At 70.2% G+C, this 23,924-nt stretch carries 22 protein-coding genes; 17 read left to right on the forward strand and 5 right to left on the reverse strand.

The features are described 5' to 3' along the window. The first annotated feature begins 190 nt into the window (after positions 1 to 190). Both thrS and AC5RVZ_RS15140 read left to right on the forward strand, forming a co-directional pair. Entirely contained in the window at positions 191 to 2,200 is a 2,010-nt protein-coding gene (gene thrS, locus AC5RVZ_RS15135; RefSeq protein WP_494066590.1) for a threonine--tRNA ligase, read from the forward strand. Beyond that, positions 2,197 to 2,757: an HIT family protein gene (locus AC5RVZ_RS15140; RefSeq protein ID WP_494066591.1), complete on the forward strand. Its 561-nt coding sequence runs from the start codon at positions 2,197 to 2,199 to the stop codon at positions 2,755 to 2,757. Before thrS ends, AC5RVZ_RS15140 begins: the two co-directional genes overlap by 4 nt. 46 nt (positions 2,758 to 2,803) lie before the next feature. On the opposite strand, the gene pdxY is transcribed toward AC5RVZ_RS15140, so the two are convergent. Together pdxY and AC5RVZ_RS15150 are read right to left on the reverse strand one after the other, a co-directional pair. Then, entirely contained in the window at positions 2,804 to 3,655 is an 852-nt protein-coding gene (gene pdxY / locus AC5RVZ_RS15145; RefSeq protein ID WP_494066592.1) for a pyridoxal kinase PdxY, read from the reverse strand. Next, entirely contained in the window at positions 3,652 to 5,010 is a 1,359-nt protein-coding gene (locus AC5RVZ_RS15150) for an aminotransferase class I/II-fold pyridoxal phosphate-dependent enzyme (protein ID WP_494066593.1), read from the reverse strand. The genes pdxY and AC5RVZ_RS15150 overlap by 4 nt, the downstream gene beginning before the upstream one ends. 98 nt (positions 5,011 to 5,108) lie before the next feature. Between AC5RVZ_RS15150 and pdxS the strand changes: the two genes are divergently transcribed. The 10 genes from pdxS (at position 5,109) to AC5RVZ_RS15200 (ending at position 15,450) form a co-directional block, all read left to right on the forward strand. Then, positions 5,109 to 5,999 carry a pyridoxal 5'-phosphate synthase lyase subunit PdxS gene (pdxS, locus tag AC5RVZ_RS15155; RefSeq protein WP_494066594.1) on the forward strand — a complete coding sequence of 297 codons (891 nt, stop codon included), beginning with the start codon at positions 5,109 to 5,111 and terminating at the stop codon, positions 5,997 to 5,999. Further along, positions 5,993 to 6,613: a pyridoxal 5'-phosphate synthase glutaminase subunit PdxT gene (gene pdxT, locus AC5RVZ_RS15160; protein ID WP_494066595.1), complete on the forward strand. Its 621-nt coding sequence runs from the start codon at positions 5,993 to 5,995 to the stop codon at positions 6,611 to 6,613. The genes pdxS and pdxT overlap by 7 nt, the downstream gene beginning before the upstream one ends. A 117-nt stretch (positions 6,614 to 6,730) precedes the next feature. Further along, entirely contained in the window at positions 6,731 to 7,492 is a 762-nt protein-coding gene (locus AC5RVZ_RS15165) for a YebC/PmpR family DNA-binding transcriptional regulator (RefSeq protein ID WP_494066596.1), read from the forward strand. A 67-nt stretch (positions 7,493 to 7,559) separates the two neighbouring features. Next, positions 7,560 to 8,135 carry a crossover junction endodeoxyribonuclease RuvC gene (gene ruvC, locus AC5RVZ_RS15170; protein WP_494066597.1) on the forward strand — a complete coding sequence of 192 codons (576 nt, stop codon included), beginning with the start codon at positions 7,560 to 7,562 and terminating at the stop codon, positions 8,133 to 8,135. Between the two features lie 61 nt (positions 8,136 to 8,196). Further along, positions 8,197 to 8,820, forward strand: coding sequence for a Holliday junction branch migration protein RuvA (ruvA, locus tag AC5RVZ_RS15175; RefSeq protein ID WP_494066598.1), 624 nt, complete (start codon positions 8,197 to 8,199; stop codon positions 8,818 to 8,820). Beyond that, positions 8,813 to 9,841: a Holliday junction branch migration DNA helicase RuvB gene (gene ruvB, locus AC5RVZ_RS15180; RefSeq protein WP_494066599.1), complete on the forward strand. Its 1,029-nt coding sequence runs from the start codon at positions 8,813 to 8,815 to the stop codon at positions 9,839 to 9,841. Before ruvA ends, ruvB begins: the two co-directional genes overlap by 8 nt. Before the next feature lie 86 nt (positions 9,842 to 9,927). Then, positions 9,928 to 10,380 (forward strand): preprotein translocase subunit YajC, encoded by a 453-nt coding sequence (locus AC5RVZ_RS15185; RefSeq protein WP_494066600.1) that lies wholly within the window; start codon positions 9,928 to 9,930, stop codon positions 10,378 to 10,380. A 37-nt stretch (positions 10,381 to 10,417) separates the two neighbouring features. Beyond that, positions 10,418 to 12,157, forward strand: a complete 1,740-nt coding sequence (secD, locus tag AC5RVZ_RS15190; RefSeq protein ID WP_494066601.1) for a protein translocase subunit SecD — start codon at positions 10,418 to 10,420, stop codon at positions 12,155 to 12,157. Then, positions 12,157 to 13,146: a protein translocase subunit SecF gene (secF, locus tag AC5RVZ_RS15195; protein ID WP_494066602.1), complete on the forward strand. Its 990-nt coding sequence runs from the start codon at positions 12,157 to 12,159 to the stop codon at positions 13,144 to 13,146. The genes secD and secF overlap by 1 nt, the downstream gene beginning before the upstream one ends. Before the next feature lie 54 nt (positions 13,147 to 13,200). Beyond that, complete coding sequence (locus AC5RVZ_RS15200; RefSeq protein WP_494066603.1) at positions 13,201 to 15,450, forward strand: RelA/SpoT family protein; 2,250 nt, start codon at positions 13,201 to 13,203, stop codon at positions 15,448 to 15,450. On the opposite strand, the gene AC5RVZ_RS15205 is transcribed toward AC5RVZ_RS15200, so the two are convergent. The 3 genes from AC5RVZ_RS15205 to AC5RVZ_RS15215 all read right to left on the reverse strand — a co-directional run bounded on the left by AC5RVZ_RS15205 (position 15,429) and on the right by AC5RVZ_RS15215 (position 17,977). Continuing rightward, the gene (locus tag AC5RVZ_RS15205) at positions 15,429 to 15,983 is read right to left on the reverse strand and encodes a type IV toxin-antitoxin system AbiEi family antitoxin (protein ID WP_494066604.1); all 555 of its coding nucleotides are present in this window, start codon (positions 15,981 to 15,983) and stop codon (positions 15,429 to 15,431) included. The genes AC5RVZ_RS15200 and AC5RVZ_RS15205 overlap by 22 nt on opposite strands. A 140-nt stretch (positions 15,984 to 16,123) precedes the next feature. Then, positions 16,124 to 17,563 carry a DUF349 domain-containing protein gene (locus AC5RVZ_RS15210; protein WP_494066605.1) on the reverse strand — a complete coding sequence of 480 codons (1,440 nt, stop codon included), beginning with the start codon at positions 17,561 to 17,563 and terminating at the stop codon, positions 16,124 to 16,126. 99 nt (positions 17,564 to 17,662) lie between these two features. Further along, positions 17,663 to 17,977: a dioxygenase gene (locus tag AC5RVZ_RS15215; protein WP_494066606.1), complete on the reverse strand. Its 315-nt coding sequence runs from the start codon at positions 17,975 to 17,977 to the stop codon at positions 17,663 to 17,665. A 165-nt stretch (positions 17,978 to 18,142) separates the two neighbouring features. Between AC5RVZ_RS15215 and AC5RVZ_RS15220 the strand changes: the two genes are divergently transcribed. From AC5RVZ_RS15220 to ruvX, 5 genes are all read left to right on the forward strand, one after another. Continuing rightward, positions 18,143 to 19,453: a replication-associated recombination protein A gene (locus AC5RVZ_RS15220; RefSeq protein ID WP_494066993.1), complete on the forward strand. Its 1,311-nt coding sequence runs from the start codon at positions 18,143 to 18,145 to the stop codon at positions 19,451 to 19,453. A gap of 194 nt (positions 19,454 to 19,647) precedes the next feature. Further along, on the forward strand, positions 19,648 to 20,277 hold the full coding sequence (gene rpsD, locus AC5RVZ_RS15225; protein WP_494066607.1) for a 30S ribosomal protein S4: 630 nt from the start codon (positions 19,648 to 19,650) through the stop codon (positions 20,275 to 20,277). Between the two features lie 178 nt (positions 20,278 to 20,455). Beyond that, entirely contained in the window at positions 20,456 to 20,740 is a 285-nt protein-coding gene (locus tag AC5RVZ_RS15230) for an ATPase (protein WP_494066608.1), read from the forward strand. A 62-nt stretch (positions 20,741 to 20,802) separates the two neighbouring features. Then, on the forward strand, positions 20,803 to 23,460 hold the full coding sequence (gene alaS / locus AC5RVZ_RS15235) for an alanine--tRNA ligase (RefSeq protein ID WP_494066609.1): 2,658 nt from the start codon (positions 20,803 to 20,805) through the stop codon (positions 23,458 to 23,460). Continuing rightward, the gene (gene ruvX / locus AC5RVZ_RS15240; protein WP_494066610.1) at positions 23,457 to 23,924 is read left to right on the forward strand and encodes a Holliday junction resolvase RuvX; all 468 of its coding nucleotides are present in this window, start codon (positions 23,457 to 23,459) and stop codon (positions 23,922 to 23,924) included. Before alaS ends, ruvX begins: the two co-directional genes overlap by 4 nt.

Here is a 23,924-nt window from a genome sequence, read left to right on the forward strand (position 1 = left end):
CCCCCGCACCCGGCCCTGAGCAGGCGCGGTGGCGTCCGGCGTAGACTCGGCGACATGGAACTAGCTCGGATGACGCACGCGGCGGTCGTCGCTGTCACCGGCACGCGAACGTTCGGCGCCTGAGCGGGCGGGGCGCGGACAGCGCCCGAAGCTGAGTAGCCTTGAACCGAGCCACCTCTGGAGAGTTCCCTTGACTGACCTCGCCCTTCCGTCGGACGTGTCCTATCCCTCCGACGGCTTCGCCCTGTTCCCCGACCGCTCCGTGGTCGCCCTCCGCGTCAACGGCGAGCTGAAAGACCTCGCGACCACCGTGAGCGAGACCGATGCCGTCGAACCTGTCACGATCGACAGCCCGGACGGGCTGAGCATCCTCCGTCATTCGACCGCGCACGTCCTGGCGCAGGCGGTGCAGCGGATCAATCCGCAGGCCAACCTCGGAATCGGTCCGCCCATCACCGACGGCTTCTACTACGACTTCGGCGTGGAGCATCCCTTCACTCCCGAGGATCTGAAGGCGATCGAGAAGGAGATGCAGCGCATCATCCGAGAGGGCCAGCGCTTCGTCCGCCGCGTGGTCAGCGACGAAGAGGCGCGTGCGGAGCTCGCCGACGAGCCGTTCAAGCTCGAGCTCATCGGACTCAAGGGCGGCGGCGCCGAGAAGACCGAGGGGGCTTCGGTCGAGGTCGGCGCGGGCGAGCTGACCATCTACGACAACGTCACCCGCGACGGCGAGACCGCCTGGAAGGACCTCTGCCGCGGACCGCACGTTCCCAACACGCGCCTGATCGGCAACGGCTGGGCGCTGCAGCGCGTCGCGGGCGCCTACTGGAGAGGCAGCGAGAAGAACCCGCAGCTCCAGCGCATCTACGGCACCGCGTGGCCGACCAAGGACGAGCTGCGGGCGTACCAGACCCGCCTCGAGGAGGCCGCCAAGCGCGACCACCGCAAGCTCGGCAAGGAGCTCGACCTGTTCTCCTTCCCCGACGAGATCGGCTCGGGCCTGTCGGTGTGGCATCCGCGCGGGGGAGTGGTCCGCGGCGAGATGGAGCAGCACGCGCGGCGCCGTCACATCGAGGGCGGATACACCTACGTCTACACGCCCCACATCTCCAAGCAGGATCTGTTCCTTCAGTCCAACCACCTCGTCACCTACAGGGAGGGCATGTTCCCTCCCATCCACCTCGACGAGGAGCGCAACGACGCGGGCGAGATCACCAAGGCGGGCGTCGACTACTACCTCAAGCCGATGAACTGCCCGATGCACATCCTGATCTACAAGGAGCGTGCGCGCAGCTACCGCGATCTGCCGCTGCGGTTCGCCGAGAACGGCACGGTGTACCGCAACGAGCTGTCCGGCGCGCTGCACGGCCTCACTCGCGTGCGCGGCTTCACCCAGGACGACTCGCACCTGTTCGTGACCCCCGAGCAGCTCGAGGAGGAGGCCACTCGCGTCCTCGAGTTCGTCATCTCGATGCTGCGCGACTTCGGCCTCGACGACTTCGAGCTGGAGCTGTCGATGCGCGACGACGAGAAGGACAAGTGGATCGGCTCGGACGAGTTCTGGGAGTACTCCACCGACGCCCTGCGCAACGTGGCGATGGCCAGCGGCCTCAAGCTCACCGAGGTTCCCGGCGAGGCGGCCTTCTACGGCCCGAAGATCGACCTGAAGACCCGCGACGCGATCGGGCGCACGTGGCAGCTGTCCACCGTGCAGGTCGACCCCAACCTTCCCGAGCGGTTCGAGCTGGAGTACACCGACCGCGACGGGCAGAAGAAGCGGCCGATCATGATCCACCGCGCCCTGTTCGGTTCGATCGAGCGGTTCTTCGCGATCCTGCTCGAGCACTACGCCGGTGCGTTCCCCGTCTGGCTCTCGCCGGTCCAGGTCGTCGGCATCCCGGTGGCGGAGGAGTACGCCGACTACCTCGGCGATGTCATCGCGCAGCTGCGCGGGCAGGGGGTGCGAGCGGAGCTCGACCACAGCGACGATCGCATGCAGAAGAAGATCCGCACGCACACCACGCAGAAGGTGCCGCTGCTGCTGATCGCGGGCGAGCAGGACCGCGCCGCGGGAACGGTGTCGTTCCGCTTCCGCGACGGCTCGCAGGAGAACGGGGTGCCCATCGAGGACGCCGTCCGTCGCGTCCGCGAGGCGATCGCCGCTCACGCGCTCGTGAACTCGGCGTCGGACTTCGCGTGAGCGAGGACCGATCGGATGGCGCCGACGGAGCGCTCGCCGACGCCGCCACGCTGCCCGGCGTGCCCGACGGGTTCCAGCGACTGTGGACGCCGCATCGCATGGCCTACATCCAGACCGGTCCGGAAGCGCTGCGCCGGGAGTGCCCGTTCTGCGAGGCGCCGCACAAGTCCGACGAGGACGGCCTCATCGTGGCGCGAGGTCGCACGGCGTACGCCCTCCTGAACCTCTTCCCGTACAACTCCGGTCACCTGCTGATCTGCCCGTACCGGCACATCCCGACCTACGATCAGGCCACGGTGGAGGAGATCGCCGAGATCGGCGAGCTCACGCAGCAGGCGATGCGGGTGCTGCGATCGGTGTCGCGCTGCGACGGGTTCAACATCGGCATGAATCAGGGCAGTGTCGCCGGGGCGGGCGTCGATGAGCACCTGCATCAGCACGTCGTGCCGCGATGGGCCTCCGACGCGAACTTCTTCCCGATCATCGCGCGCACCAAGGCGCTGCCGCAGCTTCTGGGCGACGTGCGCCGCGCCGTCGCCGACGCCTGGCCGGCCTGAGCAGGTCCCGGGATGCCGCGACGCGGTCATCCCGGGAACGCCGGCGTCAGCGCACCTGACGCACCTCGAACTGCATGCGCGGGTGCGCGTAGAACTCCTGCGCCTCGACCAGCTTGAGCTCTCGCTCGCCGGAATCGTGGGTGAGGGTGAGCAGGTCGAACACGCTCGATGTCGTACGGGCCAGCGCGAGCGCCGCGTCGCCGGTGGCGCGGTAGTGCGCGGTGAACAGCGCCGCCGTGACGTCACCCGATCCGTTCGCCTTCATCGGGAGCATCGGCGTCTGCACGATCCATGCTCCGTCGTCCGTGACCGCGAGCATCTCGATCGTCCCCTCCGGCCGGTCGGGACGCTCCACGCTCGTGACGAGCACGGTGCGCGGTCCCATGTCGCGGGCGAGGTCGGCCGACGCGAGCGTGTCCTCGAGGGTGTACGGCTCGGTGTCGGTCAGATAGCCCAGCTCGAACTGGTTCGGGGTGATGATGTCGGCCGCCGGCACGACCCGGTCGCGCAGAAGATCGGGGATCGCCGGCGCGACGAAGCAGCCCGACTTGGCGTTGCCCATGACGGGATCGCACGCGTAGACGGCATCCGGGTTGGCGGCCTTGACCCGGGCCACGGCGTCCAGGATGACATCGGCGATGCCCTCGCCGCCCTGGTAGCCGGAGAGCACCACGCCGGTGCGCGGGAACGCGCCGCGCTCCTCGATGCCCGTGATGACCTCCCGCACGTCGGCGGGATCGATCAGGGGCCCCCGCCAGGCGCCGTAGCCGGTGTGGTTCGAGAAGTTGACGGTATACACCGGCATCACCTCGACGCCGATGCGCTGCAGAGGGAAGACGGCGGCGGAGTTGCCGACGTGACCGTAGGCGACCGCGGACTGGATCGAGAGGATCTTCACCGTCCGATCTTCCCACTTCCCGCGACGAGGTTCTCGGCGTCGCGCACCGCTGCGGCGATGTCCGAGGCGAGCTGCTCGGCGTCGCCATCGTCCAGCTCGTGAACGGTCAGGCGCAGCCGGTGCGACGGCGCCCGGCTCAGCGAGAACTCGTCGCCGGTGCGCGCCAGCCATCCGCGGCGCATGAGGCGTTCGGAGACCAGATGCGCCGGCACCGGAAGGGCGACCCACAGGTTGAGCCCGTCACGAGCCGCGGCCGGCACACCGTGTGCGGTCAGCCGCGCCGCGAAGGCGGAATTGCGGGCGCGGTAGTGCTCGCCTGCCGCTTCGATGTCCGCCATGACGCGGGGGTCGGTGACCAGCGCGTAGGTGAGCCGCTGCAGCAGGTGGCTGACCCATGTGGTCCCCGGAGTCAGGCGCATCGCGAGCCGCTCGGCCGTCTCCGGGTCGCTCGCGGTGACGGCGAGGCACATGTCCGGCCCCAGGAACTTCGACACCGAGCGCACGAGCGCCCAGCGGCGGTGTCCGGCGTCGATGAGCGAGTGATACGGCTGCCGCGACAGCATCGAGAAGTGATCGTCCTCGATGACGAGGACGTACGGATGATCCCGCAGCACCGCGCGCAGCTCCGCGGCGCGCCCGGCCGACAGGCTCGCGCCGGTCGGGTTCTGCGCCCGCGGCGTGCAGACCACGGCGCGGACCCCCTGCTCCAGTGCGGCACGGAGACCCTCGACGGTCATGCCTTCATCGTCGACGGGGACGGGCACCGGCCGGTAGCCGGCGAGGCGGACGGTGTGGATGCTGGCCAGGAAGCACGGGTCCTCCAGCGCGACGGCGTCGTCGCGGGCGAGCGCCTGCGCGAGCAGCCGCTCGACGGCGTCCGCGGCGCCGCTGGTGACCGTCACCCGCATCGAGTCCGCCGTGGCGAGGCCGTCACTCATCCATGCGCGCGCCCATCGCTCGAGGGCCGGATCGACGACGGGTTCGCCGTAGAGCACGGGGCGACCCGCCATGCTGCCGAGCGCCCACGAGGGGTCGGGGATGAGGGTCGGATCGGGGTTGCCGGTGGCGATGTCGCGAAGCACGCTGTCGGGCGCGAAGCCCTCCTGAGGGACCGTGCCCCGGTCGGCGACGCGTGTGCCCCCGCGGCCGCGGGTGACGACGATGCCGGCGTGCGTCAGCTGCCGGTAGGCGGCGACGACGGTGTTGCGGTTGACCCCCAGCTGATCGGCGAGCGTCCGCACCGGCGGCAGCGCGGCCCCCGGACGCACGGCACCGCGCTCGATGGACGCTCGGAGGCTGTCGGCGATCTCCGATGCCGAGCGTCCCGCGATCGCCAGGTCCATATGCGCGTCCATTGCTCCCGAGTGTAGGCCGGACACATGCTACCGTTTGGCCTAGGCCAATATCGCAACCTGTCTGCACGCCTCCACGTGCCCGTCGAAGGGACCCGCTCATGACCATGACCGACACCGGAACCAGCCGCGTAAAGCGAGGCCTGGCGGAGATGCTCAAAGGCGGCGTCATCATGGACGTCGTCACCGCGGATCAGGCGAAGATCGCCGAGGACGCGGGGGCGGTCGCGGTGATGGCGCTGGAGCGCGTTCCGGCCGACATCCGCGCGCAGGGCGGCGTCGCGCGCATGAGCGACCCGGATCTGATCGACCAGATCGTCGCGTCGGTCTCCATCCCCGTGATGGCCAAGGCCCGCATCGGGCACTTCGTCGAAGCGCAGGTCCTCCAGGAGCTCGGAGTGGACTACATCGACGAGTCGGAGGTGCTCTCGCCGGCGGACTACGTCAACCACATCGACAAGCGGTCGTTCACGGTGCCGTTCGTGTGCGGCGCGACGAACCTCGGTGAGGCGCTGCGACGGATCAACGAGGGCGCGGCGATGATCCGGTCCAAGGGGGAGGCGGGCACCGGCGACGTCTCCGAGGCGACCAGGCACATCCGCAAGATCAAGGGGGAGATCAACGCGCTGCGGGCGATGTCGAAGGACGAGCTGTACGTGGCCGCGAAGGAGCTGCAGGCGCCGTACGACCTCGTGGCCGAGGTGGCGGCGACCGGCACCCTGCCCGTCGTGCTGTTCGTCGCCGGAGGGGTCGCGACACCGGCGGATGCGGCCATGATGATGCAGCTGGGCGCAGACGGCGTGTTCGTCGGGTCGGGGATCTTCAAGTCCGGCAATCCCGCCCAGCGCGCAGCGGCGATCGTCAAGGCGACGACGTTCTACGACGACCCGAAGGTCATCGCCGACGTGTCACGGGGGCTCGGTGAGGCCATGGTGGGCATCAACGTCGCCGACCTCGCCGCGCCGCACCGCCTGGCGGAGCGCGGATGGTGACCACCGGGCGCCCGCGCGTGGGCATCCTGGCGCTGCAGGGCGATGTCCGCGAGCATGCCCGCATGCTGACGGAGCTGGGCGCGGACGTGCTGTCGGTGCGGCGTCCGGCGGACCTCGACGGCGTCGACGGCCTCGTGATCCCCGGGGGCGAGTCGAGCGTCATCGACAAGCTGGCTCGTGCGTTCGGCGTGCGGGAGCCCATCCGCGACGCGATCGCCGCCGGGATGCCGGCGTACGGCACCTGCGCCGGACTCATCCTCCTCGCCGACCGCATCACCGACGGCATCCAGGGTCAGCGGACCTTCGGCGGACTGGACGTGACCGTCCGGCGCAACGCGTTCGGCACGCAGTCGGACTCCTTCGAGACCGACCTGGACGTCCCCGCGCTGGAAGGTCCCCCCGTGCACGCCGTCTTCATCCGTGCGCCGCTCGTGGAGCACGCCGGCGCCGGGGTCGAGGTCATGGCGACGCTGCCGGACGGGCGCATCGTCGCCGTCCGCCAGGGGGCGCGGCTCGGCACGGCGTTCCATCCCGAGGTCACCGGAGAGCACCGGTTCCACCGGCTCTTCCTCGACATGGTCGTGGCCGCGCGGGGGACAGCGCGCGTGGCCTGACCGTCTCGGGACGGGCGGGAGGCCTGCGCTTAGAATGGTCTGTCGGCGCAGACGCCGCGGCCGAGCCGATAGCGGCCCTCGACCCGGGCGCCCAGCCACCACGATCACAGGAGGACCATGTCCGGGCATTCCAAGTGGGCTACGACCAAGCACAAGAAGGCCGTCATCGACGCGCGCCGTGCCAAGTCGTGGGCCAAGCTCATCAAGAACATCGAGGTCGCCGCGAAGCTCGGCGGACCCGACCTCCAGGGCAACCCGACCCTGTTCGACGCGGTGCTCAAGGCGAAGAAGACGTCGGTCCCCAAGGACAACATCGACCGTGCCATCAAGCGGGGCGCCGGCATCGGCGGCGAGTCCGTCGAGTACTCGTCCATCATGTACGAGGGCTACGGCCCGAACGGCGTCGCCCTCATGATCGAGTGTCTGACCGACAACAAGAACCGGGCGGCGGCGGAGGTGCGCACCGCGCTCTCACGCAACGGCGGCACGCTCGCCGATCCCGGAAGCGTCGCCTACAACTTCACGCGCAAGGGCGTCATCGTCGTCTCGGGCGAGAACACCACCGAGGACGACGTCATGCTGGCCGTCCTGGAGGCGGGTGCCGAGGAGGTCGAGCCGCACGCGCAGGGCTTCGAGGTCATCACGGAGGCCTCCGACCTGGTGGCGGTGCGTACGGCCCTGCAGGACGCCGGCATCGAGTACGAGTCGGCCGACGTCGAGTTCGTCCCCAACCTCAAGGTCGAAGTCGACGCCGAGACGGCGCGCAAGGTGTTCCGGCTCATCGACGCGCTCGAGGACAGCGACGACGTGCAGAACGTCTTCAGCAACTTCGACCTGACCCCCGAGGTGCAGGCGGAGCTCGAGAACGACGAGGACTGATCGCGACGGATGCCGCGTCCGGGCGCGCCTGCGCCGCCGCCGGGCGCGGCACGCCTAGCGTGGGGGAGTGGCATCCCGAAGCACCCGCGGCACACTTCGCGTCCTGGGGGTGGACCCCGGTCTGACGCGGTGCGGCGTGGGAATCGTCGACGTCGCATCCGACCGCTCGGCGACCCTGGTCCACGTGGATGTCGTGCGCTCGGATCCGTCCGACCCGATCGAGGCGCGACTGGCCGTCATCGCGGCGGGCCTGCGCGCCGTGGTCGACGCGCACCGTCCCGATGTGGTGGCCGTCGAGCGGGTCTTCGCACAGCACAACCGGCACACGGTGATGGGGACCGCGCAGGCCAGCGGCATCGCGCTGCTGGTCGCGGGGGAGCGTGGGCTTCCCGCTGCGACGCACACGCCGTCGGAGGTGAAGGCGGCGGTCACCGGCTACGGGTCGGCCGACAAGCGCCAGGTGCAGACGATGGTCGCCCGCGTGCTGCGCCTGGACGACCTGCCCAAGCCCGCCGACGCCGCCGACGCGCTCGCGCTCGCGCTGTGCCACGCGTGGCGAGGCGGAGCCGCCGTCGCGGCATCCTCGTCGCTGACACCCGCGCAGCGTCTGTGGCGGGATGCCGAGAGGCTCGCGCGCCGCTGATCGGCGACCACCCTCGCGTGTCGGTCGAACAAAGGTCCGAAGCCCGACGTAGGCTCGAGCCATGATCTCGTCAGTTCGCGGCACGGCGGTCCACGTCGAGGCGGATTCCGTCGTCGTCGAGGTGGGCGGGGTGGGTCTCCACGTCGCCGTGACGCCGCAGGTGGCACGGGTCGTGCACGTCGGCGACGCGGTGACCCTCCACACGACGCTCATCGTCCGTGAGGACGCCCTGTCGCTGTACGGGTTCGAGACCCGCGAAGAGCTGTCGGTCTTCCTCCATCTGCTGAGTGTCACCGGGGTCGGCCCCAAGTCCGCCCTGGGGGTGCTCGCGACCCTCACCGTGGCGCAGATCGCCGATGCCGTCGCCGCGGACGACGACGCCCCGTTCCGCCGCGTCTCGGGGATCGGACCGAAGACGGCGAAGCTGATCGTGGTGCAGCTGACCGGCAAGATCGCCGCTGCGCGCCCCGCCGCAGGCGGCGCCGGCGGAGAGGCCCCGGCCGCGGTGCCGGCACAGGTCGTGCAGGCGCTCGTGGGGCTCGGGTGGTCCGAACGGGTGGCCGCGGATGCCGTCGAGACGGTCGTCGCCGACGCCGGTGACGCCGATCGCCGCTCGGTGCCGGCCCTGCTGCGGCTCACGCTCGCCGCCCTCGGCCCGGCGCGGAAGGAGCCCGTCGGTGGATGACCTGCGAGAGACGGGCGAGCCCGTCGACGAGACCGAGCTCGCGATCGAGGGCGCGTTGCGCCCGACGTCGCTGGCGGAGTTCGTCGGCCAGCAGAAGGTGCGCGGTCAGATGCAGCTGCTGCTGGATGCCGCGCGGATCCAGCAGCGCCCGCCCGACCACATCCTGCTGTCGGGGCCTCCGGGACTGGGCAAGACCACGCTCGCGATGATCGTCGCGCACGAGAGCGGCAGACCGCTGCGGCTCTCCAGCGGTCCGGCCATCCAGCACGCCGGCGACCTGGCTGCCCTGCTGTCGAGTCTCACACCGGGTGAGGTGCTCTTCATCGACGAGGTGCACCGCATGGCCCGCTCGGCGGAGGAGATGCTCTACCTCGCGATGGAGGACTTCCGCATCGACATCATGGTCGGCAAGGGCGCCGGCGCGACGAGCATCCCGCTGGATCTCGCGCCCTTCACCCTCGTCGGGGCGACCACCCGCTCGGGACTCCTTCCCAACCCGCTGCGCGACCGCTTCGGCTTCACGGCGCATCTGGAGTACTACGAGCCGGAGGAGCTCGAGCGCGTCGTCGAGCGCTCCGCCGCCATGCTGGGCGTCTCCCTGCCGCCTGCCGCGCGCGCCGAGATCGCGCGACGGTCCCGCGGCACGCCGCGCATCGCCAACCGGCTGCTGCGACGCGTGCGCGACTACCTCGTGGTGCACGGCGACGGGGTCGGCGCGGACGAGGTGACCGTCGACGCGGCGCTGGACCTCTACGACGTCGACGCGATCGGACTCGACCGCCTCGATCGCGCCGTCCTCGACGCGCTGGTGCGACGGTTCCGCGGGGGCCCGGTCGGCCTCAGCACGCTGGCGGTCGCCGTCGGCGAGGAGCCCGACACCATCGAGTCGGTCGTCGAGCCCTACCTGGTGCGCATCGGCTTCATGGGCCGCACGCCTCGAGGTCGCGTCGCCACGCCTGCCGCGTACGGGCACCTCGGCGTGCCGGCCGCCGAATCGGTGCTCGGATTCGATGACCTATAATCGCTGAAGGCTTCACGCCTCCCCTCCCACCTCCAAGGCAGCGCCGCATGGGCGCACGCCACACCTGAAAGGTGCGCTCAGCTCCCATGGACTTCGCCCTGTTCCTCCAGCAGTACGGTCTCATCCTGCTGCTGGTCATCCTGCTCGTCTTCATGTTCTGGAGCTCCCGTCGGCGCATGCAGAAGCAGAAGCTCGAGCAGGAGGAGCGCGCCCGTCAGACCGTGCCCGGTGCGGAGGTGCTGCTGCAGGGCGGCCTCTACGGCACCATCGTTCGGTACGACCCCGACAACCTCGACCAGCCGGCCATCGTGGAGCTCGCCCCGGGCGTCGAGATCAAGGTGCACAGCCAGGCGATCCTGCGCATCGTGAACCCCGTGACCGGCGCCGTGAGCGAGGACGAGTTCATCGAGGCCGAGGAGAGCCGCGCCGAGTACGTCGACGGCGTCGCCGGCGGCGACATCACCTCGATCAGCGACGACCGCCGTGCCGCCGAGAGCGGCGAGCGCGACCCCGACGCCGACAACAAGCCCAAGGCCTGACCGTCCGCCCTCACGGGCACTTCGAGAAAGCGAAGAAGTGGCGACATCCACTCCTGTCCGGCATGCGTGGCGTGCGCTGATCGGCCTCCTCGCCATCACCGCCGTGCTGTTCGGCATCAACGCCCTGGGCGTGTACGTGTTCAAGGGCAGCTCGTGGCTGCCCGAGCTCGCCCTCGACCTCCAGGGCGGCACGCAGATCGTCCTCGAAGCGCAGACCGAGGGGGGCGCGAGCCCGTCCACCGAGCAGATGCAGCAGGCGGTCACCATCATCCGCCAGCGCGTGGACGCCTCGGGTGTCGGCGAGGCCGACGTCACGACGCAGGGCGGCAACCAGATCGTCGTCCAGATCCCCGGTCAGGCCGACGAGGAGACGCGGAACCGCATCGAGGCCTCGGCCCAGCTGCAGCTGCGCGCGGTGCTCCTGGCCGGCGAGCCCGCCAACACGTTCGTCGGCGAGGACGGCAGCAGAACGCCGTACCCCACGCCCGACCCGTCGCTTCAGGCCACGCCGACGGCGTCGCCCACCAACGGCAGCGACACGTCGTGGATCACGCCGGCGCTCCAGGCGGAGTTCCTCGCGTACGACTGCGCGAACCCGGCGAACGACCCGGCCAATGCGCCGGCGGACGAGCCGCTGATCACGTGCGACCCCGACAACACCGTCAAGTACATCCTCGGTCCCGTCGAGCTCGACGGCTCGTCCATCGACGACGCGACCTTCGGCCTGCAGCAGAACAACGGCCAGTGGGCCGTCAACCTGCAGTTCGACGCCGAGGGCACCGAGATCTTCGGCGACATCAGCCAGCGCCTGTTCGGAGCGAACCCGCCGCTGAACCAGTTCGCCTTCGTGCTGGACGGCTACGTGCTGTCCGCGCCGTCGATGAACGGCGTCATCGTCGACGGCAAGCCGAGCATCACCGGCAGCTTCACGCAGGAGACCGCGAAGATCCTCGCCGACCAGCTGAAGTACGGCGCGCTGCCGCTGAGCTTCACGGTCGAGAGCTCGAACTCCATCTCGGCGACCCTCGGATCGCAGCAGCTGCAGATCGGCCTGATCGCGGGTCTGATCGGCCTCGCGCTCGTCGCGGTGTACTCGCTCATCGTCTACCGCGCGCTCGGATTCATCATCATCGCGTCGCTCGCGGTGATGGCCGTGCTGACCTACATCACGCTGTGCATCCTCGCGTGGCGCATGGGCTTCCGCCTGTCGCTGGCCGGTGTCGCCGGCCTCATCGTGACGATCGGCTTCACCGCCGACTCGTTCATCGTCTATTTCGAGCGCATCCGCGACGAGCTGCGCGACGGCAAGTCGATCACCGGCGCCGTCGAGGACGGCTGGGGCCGCGCCAAGCGGACGATCTACATCTCGAAGTCGATCAACATCCTCGCGGCCGTCGTGCTCTACATCCTCGCCGACTCGACGGTCAAGGGCTTCGCCTTCACGCTGGGCCTCACGACCGCGATCGACGTCCTCATCTTCATCCTGTTCACCCACCCGATGCTCCAGCTGCTCGCGCGCACGAAGTTCTTCGGCTCCGGGCACGCGCTGTCGGGGCTCGACCCCACGGCGCTCGGGGCGGTCTATCGCGGCCGTGCGCAGTTCCGCGCGCCCGTCGGCGCGGCCGGTGGCACCGCCGCGGCGCGCCGCGCGGCCAGGTCGCGCGGCGAGGCGGAGCGGCGGCAGACGATCGCCGAGCGCAAGCAGGCCGAGCTCGCGGCGGCGACCACCGGTGACCAGAGCAGACCCGGCACGCCCGGCAAGGAGGGAGACGACTGATGCGCTCCATGAGCCAGCTCGGCAACGACCTCTACACCGGCAAGACCTCGTTCCCGTTCGTCGGGCGGCGGCGGCTGTGGTTCCTGATCGCACTGATCCTCGTGATCGGGTCGGCGCTCGTGCCGCTGTTCCGCCCGATCCAGTTCTCGATCGAGTTCACCGGCGGATCGCAGTTCACCGTCAACGGCGTGGCGACCACCGACCAGCTGATCGCGACCGACGCGGTGCAGTCGGTCGTCCCCGACGCGGCGACGAAGGTCGTGACGATCGGCGAGGACGCCGTGCGCGTGCAGACCGATCAGATGACGGATGCCGAGAGCCGGGAAGTGTCCGCAGCCCTCGCTCAGGCCTACGACGTTCCCGAGTCGGAGGTCAGCTACTCCTTCATCGGACCCAGCTGGGGAGCGGACGTCACGCGCCAGTCGCTGTGGGGCCTGGCCATCTTCCTCGCGCTGACCTTCCTGATCCTCGCGCTGTACTTCCGCACCTGGAAGATGTCGGTGTCGGCGATCATCGGCCTCGTGGACGTGCTCGTGATCACGATCGGCGTCTACGCGCTGTTCGGCTTCGAGATCTCGCCGGCTGCGGTCATCGGCTTCCTGACGATCCTCTCGTACGCGCTGTACGACACCACCGTCGTGTTCGACAAGATCCGCGAGAACACCAGCGAGGACGGCGAGGTGTCGGGTCGCACGTTCGGCGAGTCGGTGAACCTCGCCGTGAACCAGACCCTCGTGCGCTCGATCAACACGACCGTCGTGGCGATCCTGCCCACCGGCGCGATCCTGTTCATCGGCGCGCTGTGGCTGGGCGCTCAGACCCTCACGGACCTCTCGCTGTCGATCTTCGTGGGCACCATCGTGGCCGCGTACTCGACGATCTTCGTGGCCGCGCCGCTGTACTCGCTGCTGCGTGAGAACGAGCCGGCCATCAAGACCCGCGACGCCCGCGTGCTCGCGGCCCGCGAACTGGCCGGCACCCCGGCCTGAGGCCTGGGAGCGCGGGCGTAGGATTGTGAGGTCCAGCGGAGGGGAGGCGATCGGATGACCGAGATCGTCCCGCCCGCCCAGACATCGTCGCTGCGGCGCCTCGTTCCGCGCATCTTCTCGCGCGCGGCACGACGCGACGACGTCGCGCAGCTTCTTCGCACGGTGCGCACGCATCATCCGAAGGGCGACCTGTCGATCATCGAGCGGGCGTACTCCGTCGCCGAACGCGCTCACTCGGGGCAGGCCCGACAGAGCGGCGAGCCGTACATCACGCATCCCCTCGCTGTCGCGCAGATCCTCGCCGACCTGGGCCTCGGTCCCCGCGCCATCGCCGCGGCGCTGCTGCACGACACCGTCGAGGACACCGAGTACTCCCTCGAGGCGCTCACGGCCGACTTCGGCGACGAGGTCGCGATGCTGGTGGACGGGGTCACCAAGCTCGACAAGGTCAAGTACGGCGAGAGCGCCCAGGCCGAGACGGTCCGCAAGATGATCGTCGCGATGTCGCGCGACATCCGCGTCCTGCTCATCAAGCTCGCCGACCGCCTGCACAACGCGCGCACGTGGGGCTTCGTCCCCCCGGAGAAGGCCCGCAAGAAGGCCACCGAGACGCTCGAGATCTACGCGCCGCTGGCCCACCGGCTCGGCATCCAGGCCATCAAGTCCGAGCTCGAAGACCTGTCTTTCGCGGTGCTGCATCCCAAGCTTTACGCCGAGATCGACAGCCTCGTCAAGCAGCGCACGCCGCAGCGCGAGCAGTACGTGCAGAACGTCATCGAAGCGGTCGACAGCGACCTGCGGGAGCTGCGGATCCGCGGCCGCGTCATGGGCCGGCCCAAGCAGCTGTACTCCGTGTACCAGAAGATGGTCGTCCGGGGACGCGAGTTCGACGACATCTACGACCTCATCGGCATCCGCATCCTCGTCGGCAGCGTGCGGGACTGCTACGCCGTGCTCGGCGCGATCCACGCGCGCTGGACGCCCCTTCCCGGCCGGTTCAAGGACTACATCGCCACGCCGAAGTTCAACCTCTACCAGTCGCTGCACACGACGGTGATCGGGCCCGGCGGGCGTACGGTCGAGATCCAGATCCGCACCCATGAGATGCACCAGCAGGCCGAGTACGGCGTCGCGGCGCATTGGAAGTACAAGGAGCGGATGAACGGCGGCAAGGCCGACGCCCGCGCGACCGACACCGACATGGCGTGGCTCGCCCACATCTCCGACTGGCAGGCGGAGACGGCCGACCCGGGTGAGTTCCTGGACTCTCTGCGCTTCGAGATCGGCGCCAAGGAGGTCTACGTCTTCACGCCGAAGGGCCGCGTGATCGGCCTTCCCGCCGGCGCGACCCCGGTCGACTTCGCATACGCGGTGCACACGGAGGTGGGCCACCGCACCATGGGCGCGAAGGTCAACGGCCGGCTCGTGCCGCTGGAGTCCGAGCTCAAGAGCGGCGACGTGGTCGAAGTCTTCACGTCGAAGAACCCCGACGCAGGTCCCAGCCAGGACTGGCTCGGCTTCGTCAAGAGCACGCGCGCGCGCAACAAGATCCGCGGCTGGTTCACCAAGGAGCGTCGCGAAGAGGCGATCGAGCAGGGCAAGGAATCCATCGCACGAGCGATGCGCCGTCAGAATCTGCCCCTGCAGCGCCTGATGAACCAGGATTCGTTCGCCGAGGTCGCCCATCAGCTCCGTTACGAGGACGTCTCGGCCCTGTACGCCGCGGTGGGCGAGGGGCACGTCTCGACGCAGTCGGTGATCGAGAAGGTGACGGCGCTCGTCGCCTCCAGCGACACCGCGACCGGGCCGATCGACCTGCCCGCCGTCGGACGGTCCCGGACGCCGCGCGGCGGCGACTCCGGCATCCTCGTCCGCGGTGCGCCCGACATCCTGGTGAAGCTCGCCAAGTGCTGCACGCCCGTGCCGGGTGATCAGATCGTCGGCTTCGTCACGCGCGGCAGCGGCGTCTCTGTCCACCGCGCCGACTGCACGAACGTGAAGTCCCTCATGGAGGACTCCGACCGGCTGATCGACGTCGAGTGGGCGCCGACGACGAAGAGCGTCTTCCTCGTGCAGATCCAGATCGAGGCGCTCGACCGGTCGGGTCTGCTCAGCGATGTCACCCGGGTGCTCAGCGAGCACCACGTGAACATCCTGTCGGCCACCGTGTCCACCACGAACGACCGCCTGGCGCTCAGCCGGTTCGTGTTCGAGATGGGGGACATCGTGCACCTGGACCGGGTCCTCAACGCGGTGCGGCGGATCGACGCCGTCTACGACGTCTACCGGGTCACGTCGAGCTGATCCGGCGCGAGCCCGCGCAGGAACGACAGCGCCCGCCGCTTGTGCGGCAGCGCCCCGCGCTCCAGTCGCTCGATCGCGGCGTCGCGCGCATCCGGGGATGCCGCGGCGAGTCGGCGGGCAGCCAGCTCGTGCTCGGCATCCGGCACGCGCGCCAGATCCATCAGCGTCCGCGCGTGCGAGGTCACTCGCACGCCGCCGAGGATGAGCAGATCGCTCTGGGCCACCGCGAGGTCGCGGTAGACGACCTGGCGCTCCGGCGCCATGTGCACGCGGCGCGGCACCGCGCGCTGAACGGTGTGCCGCGCAGGCGGGAAGGGAGAGGTGCCGTGGATCCAGGCGGCCGAGAGGTGGGTGGCGGCGAGGGAGTCGCCCAGGAGGCGCGCGAGCGATCCGGCGCGGAGCGCGGCCGTCTCGACCGCGTCAGCGGGGATGTACGCGTCCCCGAGTTCGACGATGTCCCCGTCCAGCCGCGCCGCGGACAGCTCCGCCCGCGACAGCCGGTCATCGACGAAGTACAGGAACACCGATCTCATGGAGGCAGTGTGCCGCACCCGGTCTTCCGCCGCGGAGCCGTCCGGCGTCGCTGTGGAGAACCGGCCGCAGGACATCACGGCTCCGGGGCGTCACCCGGTCACGTCGCGCGAGAGGCCCGCGACGCTGTGAGGACCGTCGGTCAGCCGCCGAGCGCCTTCAGCCACGACCGACGTGCCTCGAGCGCCTCGGACGCCTGCGCGATCGCGCGAGCGTCGCCGGACTTCCTGGCGGTCTCCAGCTCGTCCTCGAGCTTCTGGATCGCCTCCGTGAGCTGGCGCGTCATGTCGTTGGCGCGCGCCTTCGTCTCGGGATCGTTGCGCTTCCAGTCGGCCTCCTCGCGGGTGCGAAGCGCCTGCTCGATCTTGCGCAGCTCGTCGTCCAGGGACCGCTCCGCGTCGCGCGGGAAGATCCGGCCGACCTCGTCCCACCGGCGCTGGATGCCGGTCAGGAGCGACCGCGCCTTGCCGAGGTCGCGCTCGTCGGCGACGGCCTTCGCCTCTTCGAGGAGCGCGCGCTTGGCCTCGATCTTCTCGCGGGATGCCTCGGCATCCGCCGCCTCCCGCTCGGAGCGGGCGCTGTACAGCGCGTCGCCGGCGGCCTTGAAGCGGGCCCACAGGGCGTCGTCGACCTTCTTGCCGGCGCGTCCGGCGCCCTTCCACTGGTCGAGCAGCTCGCGGTAGGCGGGGATCGCGTCCTCGCCCTTCGCCGCGAGCGACTCCGCCTTCTCGACCAGGCGCGTCTTGCGATCCCGCACGGCCTTGTGGGCTTCGTCCAGCTCGGCGTAGAACGCGCGACGGTGCTTGTCGACGGTCGCTCGGGCGTCGCGGAACCGCTTCCACAGCTGCTGCGCGGTGGACTTGGGCAGGCGCGGGCCGTTCTGCTGCTGAGCCTGCCACTGGTCGAACAGAGAGGTCATCTCCGCCGTCGCCTGCTTCCACTGAACGGTCCGGGGGTCGCGCGCGGCGAGCGCCTCTGCCTTCTCGACCAGTTCCGTCCTCGCGCGCACGGCGTCGTCCACGGCCTGGCGGGCGGCTGCCGCCTCGGTCTCGGACGCCGCCTCGAGCGCCTCGAGCAGCGTCGTGATGCGGGTCTCGAGCGCGGCGAGATCGCCGACGGCTGCGGCGTTCTCCAGCTTCCCGCGGATGGTGCGGGCCGTGGAGCGCAGATCCGCGGCCGACGCGCCGCCGCGGCGGTGACGCACCTCGAGGAGCGTGACCTCGCCGGCCAGGTCTGCGTACTTGCGCTCGAAGTAGGCCAGCGCCTCGGCAGGAGGGCCGTCGGGGAACTGGCCGACCACCCGCCAGCCGGTCGCCTCGCGCACGGACACGGTTCCGTCGGCGTCGACACGACCCCACGGCTCATCGCCGCCGACGGCGCTCGTCTCAGCGGTCTCCGTGGCCGGCTCGGGCTCCGTCGCTTCGCCGCCGGACGTGTCGGCGCCGTCGACGGCGTCGACGGCGTCGGCGTCGACGGCGTCGGCGGTGGAGTCGGTGGGCTCGACGTCGAGCGACTCGGGGGACTGGTCGTCGTGGCTCTCGGGCACGGTGGTGTCGGAGTTCGACTCTGCTGCGGCAGTCACGGGATGCACCTCATCGCGGCTTGGGCCGCCTGTGGGGGATGGACGGATCCCAAGCCTAGTACGGCGGGGCCGTCCGCTCCGATGCCTCGGCGGCCGGTTTCACGGCGTCGGCGTCGGCGTCCCGGTCGTGTCGGGGACAGGCGTGGATGAGTCGGTCGGGGCGGGGGTCATGCCCGACGGCGAGGGCGACGGCGTCGAGGTGGGCGTGGGCTCGGGCGCGCCCGGCCCGGCGACGAAGTAGGCGGTCTGGACAGCGGCGAGCCCCAGGATGAGAAGGCCTCCGGCGATCCCTCCGATCAGGTTGTCGCGGCGACGGCGGCGGGCCTGATCCTGATGGAACTGGCGCCGCGCCTGATAGAGCCGAGCACGCTCTCGCGCTGCGCGCGCATCGCGATCCTTGCCACCGGTCGCCACGGGACCTCCTCGAATCCGGGTCGGCGCCCGGGCCGGGATGATCCTATGGGGCGGGATCGACGGCGACCAAACCCGCTCCGACCCGGCGTCGCAGCCCCGGGATAGCCTGGGATCGTGACGATCCCCACCGCGCTGTTCCAGGGGCAGACGCCCCTGGCGGTGCGCATGCGGCCCACATCGCTCGCCGAGGTCGCCGGTCAGTCGCACCTGCTGCGCCCGGGATCTCCGCTGGTGACCCTCGCCGATCCCGACGCGTCGACGCGCGCCGCCACCTCGGTCATCCTGTGGGGCCCGCCCGGCACCGGGAAGACGACGCTGGCCCAGGCGATCGCCCGATCCTCGGGGCGGCGCTTCGTCGAGCTGTCGGCCGTCACGGCCGGTGTGCGCGATGTCCGCGAGGTGATGCAGGAGGCCCTCACCCAGCGCGATCTGTACGGGCAGTCGACGATCCTCTTCCTCGATGAGATCCACCGCTTCACCAAGGCGCAGCAGGACGCGCTGCTGCCGGGCGTCGAGAACGGCTGGGTGGTGCTCATCGCCGCCACGACCGAGAATCCGTCGTTCTCGGTGATCTCGCCACTGCTGTCGCGATCGCTCCTGCTGACGCTGAAGCCCCTCTCCGACAACGACCTGCGGATGCTGATCGATCGCGCCGTCACCGATCCTCGCGGCCTCGGCGGGGCGGTCTCGCTGGGCGACGACGCACGCGATGCCCTGGTGCGCCTCTCGTCCGGCGACGCCCGGCGAGCGCTCACGGCGCTCGAAGCGGCGGCATCCCTCGCTGCCCCCACCGACGACGAGCAGCACGAGGACGAGGGGGAGACGGATGCCTCGACCGTTCCCGTCGTCACCTCCGAGCAGGTCGCCCAGGCGGTCGATCGCGCGCTGCTGCGATACGACCGGCAGGGTGACGAGCACTACGACGTCATCAGCGCCTTCATCAAGTCGATCCGCGGCTCGGACGTGGATGCGGCGATGCACTACCTCGCGCGGATGATCGAGGCGGGCGAGGACCCGCGGTTCATCGCGCGGCGCCTCATCATCTCGGCCGCCGAGGACATCGGGCTGGCAGATCCTCAGGCGCTGCCCCTCGCTGTCGCCGCGGCCGAGGCGGTGCAGTTCATCGGGATGCCCGAAGGCCGCATCCCGCTCGCGGAGGCGACGGCGTATCTGGCGACCACGGCCAAGTCCAATGCGGCATACCTCGCCATCGACGCCGCGATCGCCGATGTGCGCAACGGCGGGTTCGGTCGCGTGCCGATCCACCTCCGCGACGCCCACTATCCCGGGGCCAAGCGGCTCGGGCACGGGAAGGGGTACGTGTATCCGCACGACTCGGAGGTCGGTGTGTCGCCGCAGCAGTATCTTCCGGACGAGCTGCGCGGCCGCCGCTACTACGAGCCGAAGGCGCTGGGCGCCGAGCGCGACGTGCAGGCGCGGCTGGAGAAGATCCGCCGGATCCTCGACGGACGGTGACCGCGAGCGCGTCCAGCTCGCCCGAAGGCGGGATCTGGTAGCCTTGACCGGCTCGAAACCGAGTTTTCGGGCATCCCCTCCCTCCTTGAACGACCTTCCGGCATGCCCCGGCGTGCAGTCCGGACAGGGTGGAGCGGGGGAGATACGCCCGTGAGTCGTGAAAGACACGTCCACGTCAACGGAAGGAACACTTCGTGGCAACGAAGTCCCAGGACCGCCGCAAGGTCCGCCTCTCGCGCGCCCTCGGCGTCGCGCTCACCCCGAAGGCCGCCCGCTACCTGGAGAAGCGTCCCTACGCTCCCGGTGAGCACGGCCGCACCAAGCGCAAGGCCGACAGCGACTACGCCGTCCGCCTGCGCGAGAAGCAGCGTCTGCGCGAGCAGTACGGCATCCGCGAGAAGCAGCTGCGCATCCAGTTCAACGAGGCCCGCCGCACGCAGGGTCTGACCGGTGAGAACCTGGTCGAGCAGCTCGAGATGCGCCTGGACGCGCTCGTGCTCCGCGCCGGTTTCGCCCGCACCACGGCGCAGGCGCGCCAGCTCGTGGTGCACCGTCACATCCTCGTCGACGGCCAGCTGGTCGACCGCCCGTCGTTCCGTGTGAAGCCGGGTCAGCTCATCCACGTCAAGCCCAAGAGCGAGGCCCTCGAGCCGTTCCAGGTGGCGGCGGCCGGCGGTCACGCCGAGGTGCTGCCCCCGGTTCCCGGCTACCTCGAGGTCGAGCTCGACAAGCTGCAGGCCCGTCTCGTGCGTCGTCCCAAGCGCGCCGAGGTCCCGGTCGTCTGTGACGTCCAGCTCGTCGTCGAGTACTACGCCGCTCGATAACCGCTCAGCGGGCGAGCGAGGAGGGCGCCGGGCAACCGGCGCCCTTCGTCGTTTCACCCTACGATGGGGAGGATGCCGCGTCCGCGGCCCGCGCGCCCGGATGCGGCCGCGCACACATCCTGACAGCCGTGTCTCGATACGGTCGCGCCGCGACCTGCTCGACAACCGAGGAGTGGTCATGAAGAAGCTGGTGTGGTTCCTGTTCGGTATCGCCGGTGGTTTCGTGCTGGCGCACCTCGTGAACAAGGACCCGCGCGGACAGGAGATCCTGGCCGACGTCGACGCCCGCATCACCCAGTTCACCGACCGCATCGCCGACGCCTACCGCGAGCAGGAGGCCCGGTTCACCGGGATCGTCGACGAGGTGCGCGATGCCGCGGCCGGGGGCGCTGCCGCCGTCCACGACGCGGTCACCGAAGCCGTCGACTCCGCCGGCGACGTCGCCCGCAAGCTCACCGATTGACCCAACGACCGACCGGCCCGGGATGCCCCGGGACGGAGGATCGTGCCATTGCGAGGACCCGAATGAAGACCGCCGAGATCGCACAGCGCTTCCTCGACTACTTCGAGAAGAACGGGCACACGATCGTGCCGTCGGCATCCCTGGTCACCGACGACCCGGCGCTGCTGTTCACCGTGGCCGGGATGGTGCCGTTCATCCCGTATCTCAGCGGCGACGTGCCCGCTCCGTACCCGCGGGCCGCCGACAACCAGAAGTGCATCCGCACCAACGACATCGAAGAGGTCGGGAAGACGCCGCGTCACGGCACCTTCTTCCAGATGCTCGGCAACTGGTCCTTCGGCGACTACTTCAAGGAAGGCGCGATCCGCTTCGCGTGGGAGCTGCTGACGACGTCCGAGGCGGACGGCGGGCTCGGCTTCGACCCGAAGGACCTCTGGGTCACCGTCTACGAGGAGGACGACGAGGCGCACGAGCTGTGGCAGCGCATCGCGGGCTTCCCGGAGGAGCGCATCCAGCGCCTGGGCAAGGACACGAACTACTGGAGCACCGGCCTGCCCGGCCCCGCCGGCCCGTGCTCGGAGATCTTCTTCGACCGGGGGCCGGCGTACGGGATCGACGGGGGACCGGCGACCGACGACGACCGCTACGTCGAGATCTGGAATCTCGTGTTCATGCAGTACGAGATCACCAACGTGAAGTCGAAGTACGACTTCGACATCGTCGGCGAGCTGCCCGCGAAGAACATCGACACCGGCATGGGCCTGGAGCGCATCGCGTTCATCAAGCAGGGCGTCGACAACATGTACGAGACCGATCAGGTGCGCCCGGTCCTCGACAAGGCTGTCGCGCTGTCGGGACGCACCTACGGTGCGAACCACGAGGACGACGTGCGCTTCCGCGTCGTGGCCGACCACATCCGCTCGTCGCTGATGCTGATGTCCGACGGCGTGACGCCGTCGAACGACGGCCGCGGCTACATCCTGCGCCGTCTCATGCGCCGCGCCATCCGCTCGATGCGCCTGCTCGGCGTCGAGGGGCCGACCTTCGCCGAGCTGTTCGCGGCTTCGCGGGACGCCATGAAGGAGGCGTACCCGATCGTCGAGGCGGACTGGCCCCGCATCTCGCAGTACGCCCTCGCCGAGGAGGCGACGTTCCTGCGCACACTGGCGGCGGGGGAGAGCATCCTCGACGAGTCCCTGTCGCAGACCAAGGCGAGCGGCGGAACGACGATCCCCGGCTCCGAGGCGTTCCTGCTGCACGACACGTACGGCTTCCCGATCGACCTCACGCTCGAAATCGCGGAGGAGGCCGGGCTCAGCGTCGACCGTGCGGCGTTCGACAGCCTCATGCAGGAGCAGCGCACGCGGGCGAAGGCCGACGCGCGGGCGCGCAAGCGCCAGCTCGCCGACACGAGCGTGTACCGCGACCTCCGCGCGAAGGGCGAGACGGTCTTCACCGGATTCACCGACCTCGAGACGGAGTCGACCGTGCTCGGGATCCTGGTCGACGGCGCCTCTGTCGACCGCGCGGGAACAGGCCAGATCGCCGAGGTCATCCTGGCCGAGACCGCACTGTACGCCGAGTCCGGCGGCCAGGTCGCCGACAAGGGCGTGATCGTCGGCCCCGGCTACGAGCTCGACGTCCTCGATGTGCAGAAGCCCGTCCCCGGCCTGGTGAGCCACACCGTCGAGGTCACCACCGGCGAGGTGGCCGTGGGGCAGTCGGCGACATCCATCGTGGATGCCGCGAACCGGCGCGCCGCGCGCCAGGCGCATTCGGCCACGCATCTCGTCCACGCGGCGCTGCGCGACACCCTCGGGAAGACCGCGACGCAGGCGGGCTCGCTGAACCGCGCCGGGTACATGCGCTTCGACTTCACCTGGGGGCAGGCGCTGTCGGACGCGACGAAGTCCGAGATCGAGGAGATCGCCAACAACGCCGTCCGCGACAACCTCGAGGTCACCACGCGCGTGCTGCCGCTCGAGGAGGCGAAGTCACTGGGCGCGATGGCGCTGTTCGGCGAGAAGTACGGCGACACCGTCCGCATGGTCGACATCGGGGGACCGTGGTCTCGCGAGCTGTGCGGCGGAACCCACGTGTCCGCGAGCGCCGAGATCGGCCTGATCAGCCTCGTGGGGGAGTCGTCCGTCGGTGCCTCGAACCGCCGCGTCGAAGCCCTCGTGGGACTGGACGCGTTCCGCTCCCTCGCCGCCGAGCGTGCCATCGTGTCGCAGCTGACGTCGACTCTGAAGGCGCCGCGCGACCAGCTGCCCGCCCGCATCGCGGAGCTGCAGGCCAGCCTCAAGGCTGCCGAGAAGAAGATCGCGGCACTGGAGTCCAAGGCCCTCGCCGAGCGCATCCCCGCCCTCGCGCAGTCCGCGACCCGTCGCGGCTCCACGCTGGTGGTGGCGCAGTCGCTCGGTACCGTGGCCTCGCCCGACGACGTCCGATCGCTCGCGCTGCAGGTGCGTGAGCGCTTGGGCTCCGAGCCGGCGGTCGTCGCCCTCGGCGCGGAGGCCAACGGTCGTCCGGTCGTCATCGTGGTCACCAACGAGCCGGCCCGCTCGGCCGGCGCCAAGGCGGGGGTGCTCGCGAAGACCGCCGCCTCGATCCTCGGAGGCGGGGGCGGCGGTCGCGACGACGTGGCACAGGGCGGCGGGACGGATGCCTCGGCGCTGCCGGCAGCCCTCGCCGCGGTGCAGGACGCTTTCGGCGCGTGAGCGGCTTCCGCCGCGGGGTGCGGCTCGGCATCGACGTGGGCAAGGCCCGCGTCGGCGTCGCGCGGTGCGACCCCGACGGACTCCTGGCCACGCCCGTCGAGACGGTGCCGCGGGACGACGCCGCCGTCGCACGGATCGTCTCGCTCGCCGAGGAGCACGCCGCGATCGAGCTTCTGGTCGGCCTGCCGCTGAATCTGCGCGGCGAGGACACGGCGTCGACGACCGATGCGCGCGGCTTCGCCGCCGCGCTCGCGGCCGCCTCCGGACTTCCCGTCCGGCTGGTCGACGAGCGACTCTCGACGGTGTCCGCACACGCTGCTCTTCGCACTTCGGGCAGATCACAGCGCACTTCCCGTAGCATCATTGACCAGGTCGCCGCGGTCGTCCTCCTCCAGCAAGCCCTCGACGTCGAGAAGAGCACCGGCCGCCCGCCCGGAACCCCCGTCCCTCAGGAGCCCGCCTGA

The sequence above is a fragment of the Arthrobacter sp. Cza30 genome (genome assembly GCF_059090765.1).

Excerpts from the sequence above, each read along its gene's own strand:
- AC5RVZ_RS15185 (WP_494066600.1), top strand. The coding sequence starts at position 9,928 with ATGGACTTCGCCCTGTTCCTCCAGCAGTACGGTCTCATCCTGCTGCTG.
- AC5RVZ_RS15230 (WP_494066608.1), top strand. The coding sequence starts at position 20,456 with ATGAAGAAGCTGGTGTGGTTCCTGTTCGGTATCGCCGGTGGTTTCGTG.
- AC5RVZ_RS15220 (WP_494066993.1), top strand. The coding sequence starts at position 18,143 with ATGCGGCCCACATCGCTCGCCGAGGTCGCCGGTCAGTCGCACCTGCTG.
- AC5RVZ_RS15150 (WP_494066593.1), bottom strand. The coding sequence starts at position 5,010 with ATGGACGCGCATATGGACCTGGCGATCGCGGGACGCTCGGCATCGGAG.
- alaS (WP_494066609.1), top strand. The coding sequence starts at position 20,803 with ATGAAGACCGCCGAGATCGCACAGCGCTTCCTCGACTACTTCGAGAAG.
- ruvA (WP_494066598.1), top strand. The coding sequence starts at position 8,197 with ATGATCTCGTCAGTTCGCGGCACGGCGGTCCACGTCGAGGCGGATTCC.
- pdxS (WP_494066594.1), top strand. The coding sequence starts at position 5,109 with ATGACCATGACCGACACCGGAACCAGCCGCGTAAAGCGAGGCCTGGCG.
- secF (WP_494066602.1), top strand. The coding sequence starts at position 12,157 with ATGCGCTCCATGAGCCAGCTCGGCAACGACCTCTACACCGGCAAGACC.
- AC5RVZ_RS15200 (WP_494066603.1), top strand. The coding sequence starts at position 13,201 with ATGACCGAGATCGTCCCGCCCGCCCAGACATCGTCGCTGCGGCGCCTC.
- AC5RVZ_RS15165 (WP_494066596.1), top strand. The coding sequence starts at position 6,731 with ATGTCCGGGCATTCCAAGTGGGCTACGACCAAGCACAAGAAGGCCGTC.
- pdxT (WP_494066595.1), top strand. The coding sequence starts at position 5,993 with ATGGTGACCACCGGGCGCCCGCGCGTGGGCATCCTGGCGCTGCAGGGC.
- AC5RVZ_RS15205 (WP_494066604.1), bottom strand. The coding sequence starts at position 15,983 with ATGAGATCGGTGTTCCTGTACTTCGTCGATGACCGGCTGTCGCGGGCG.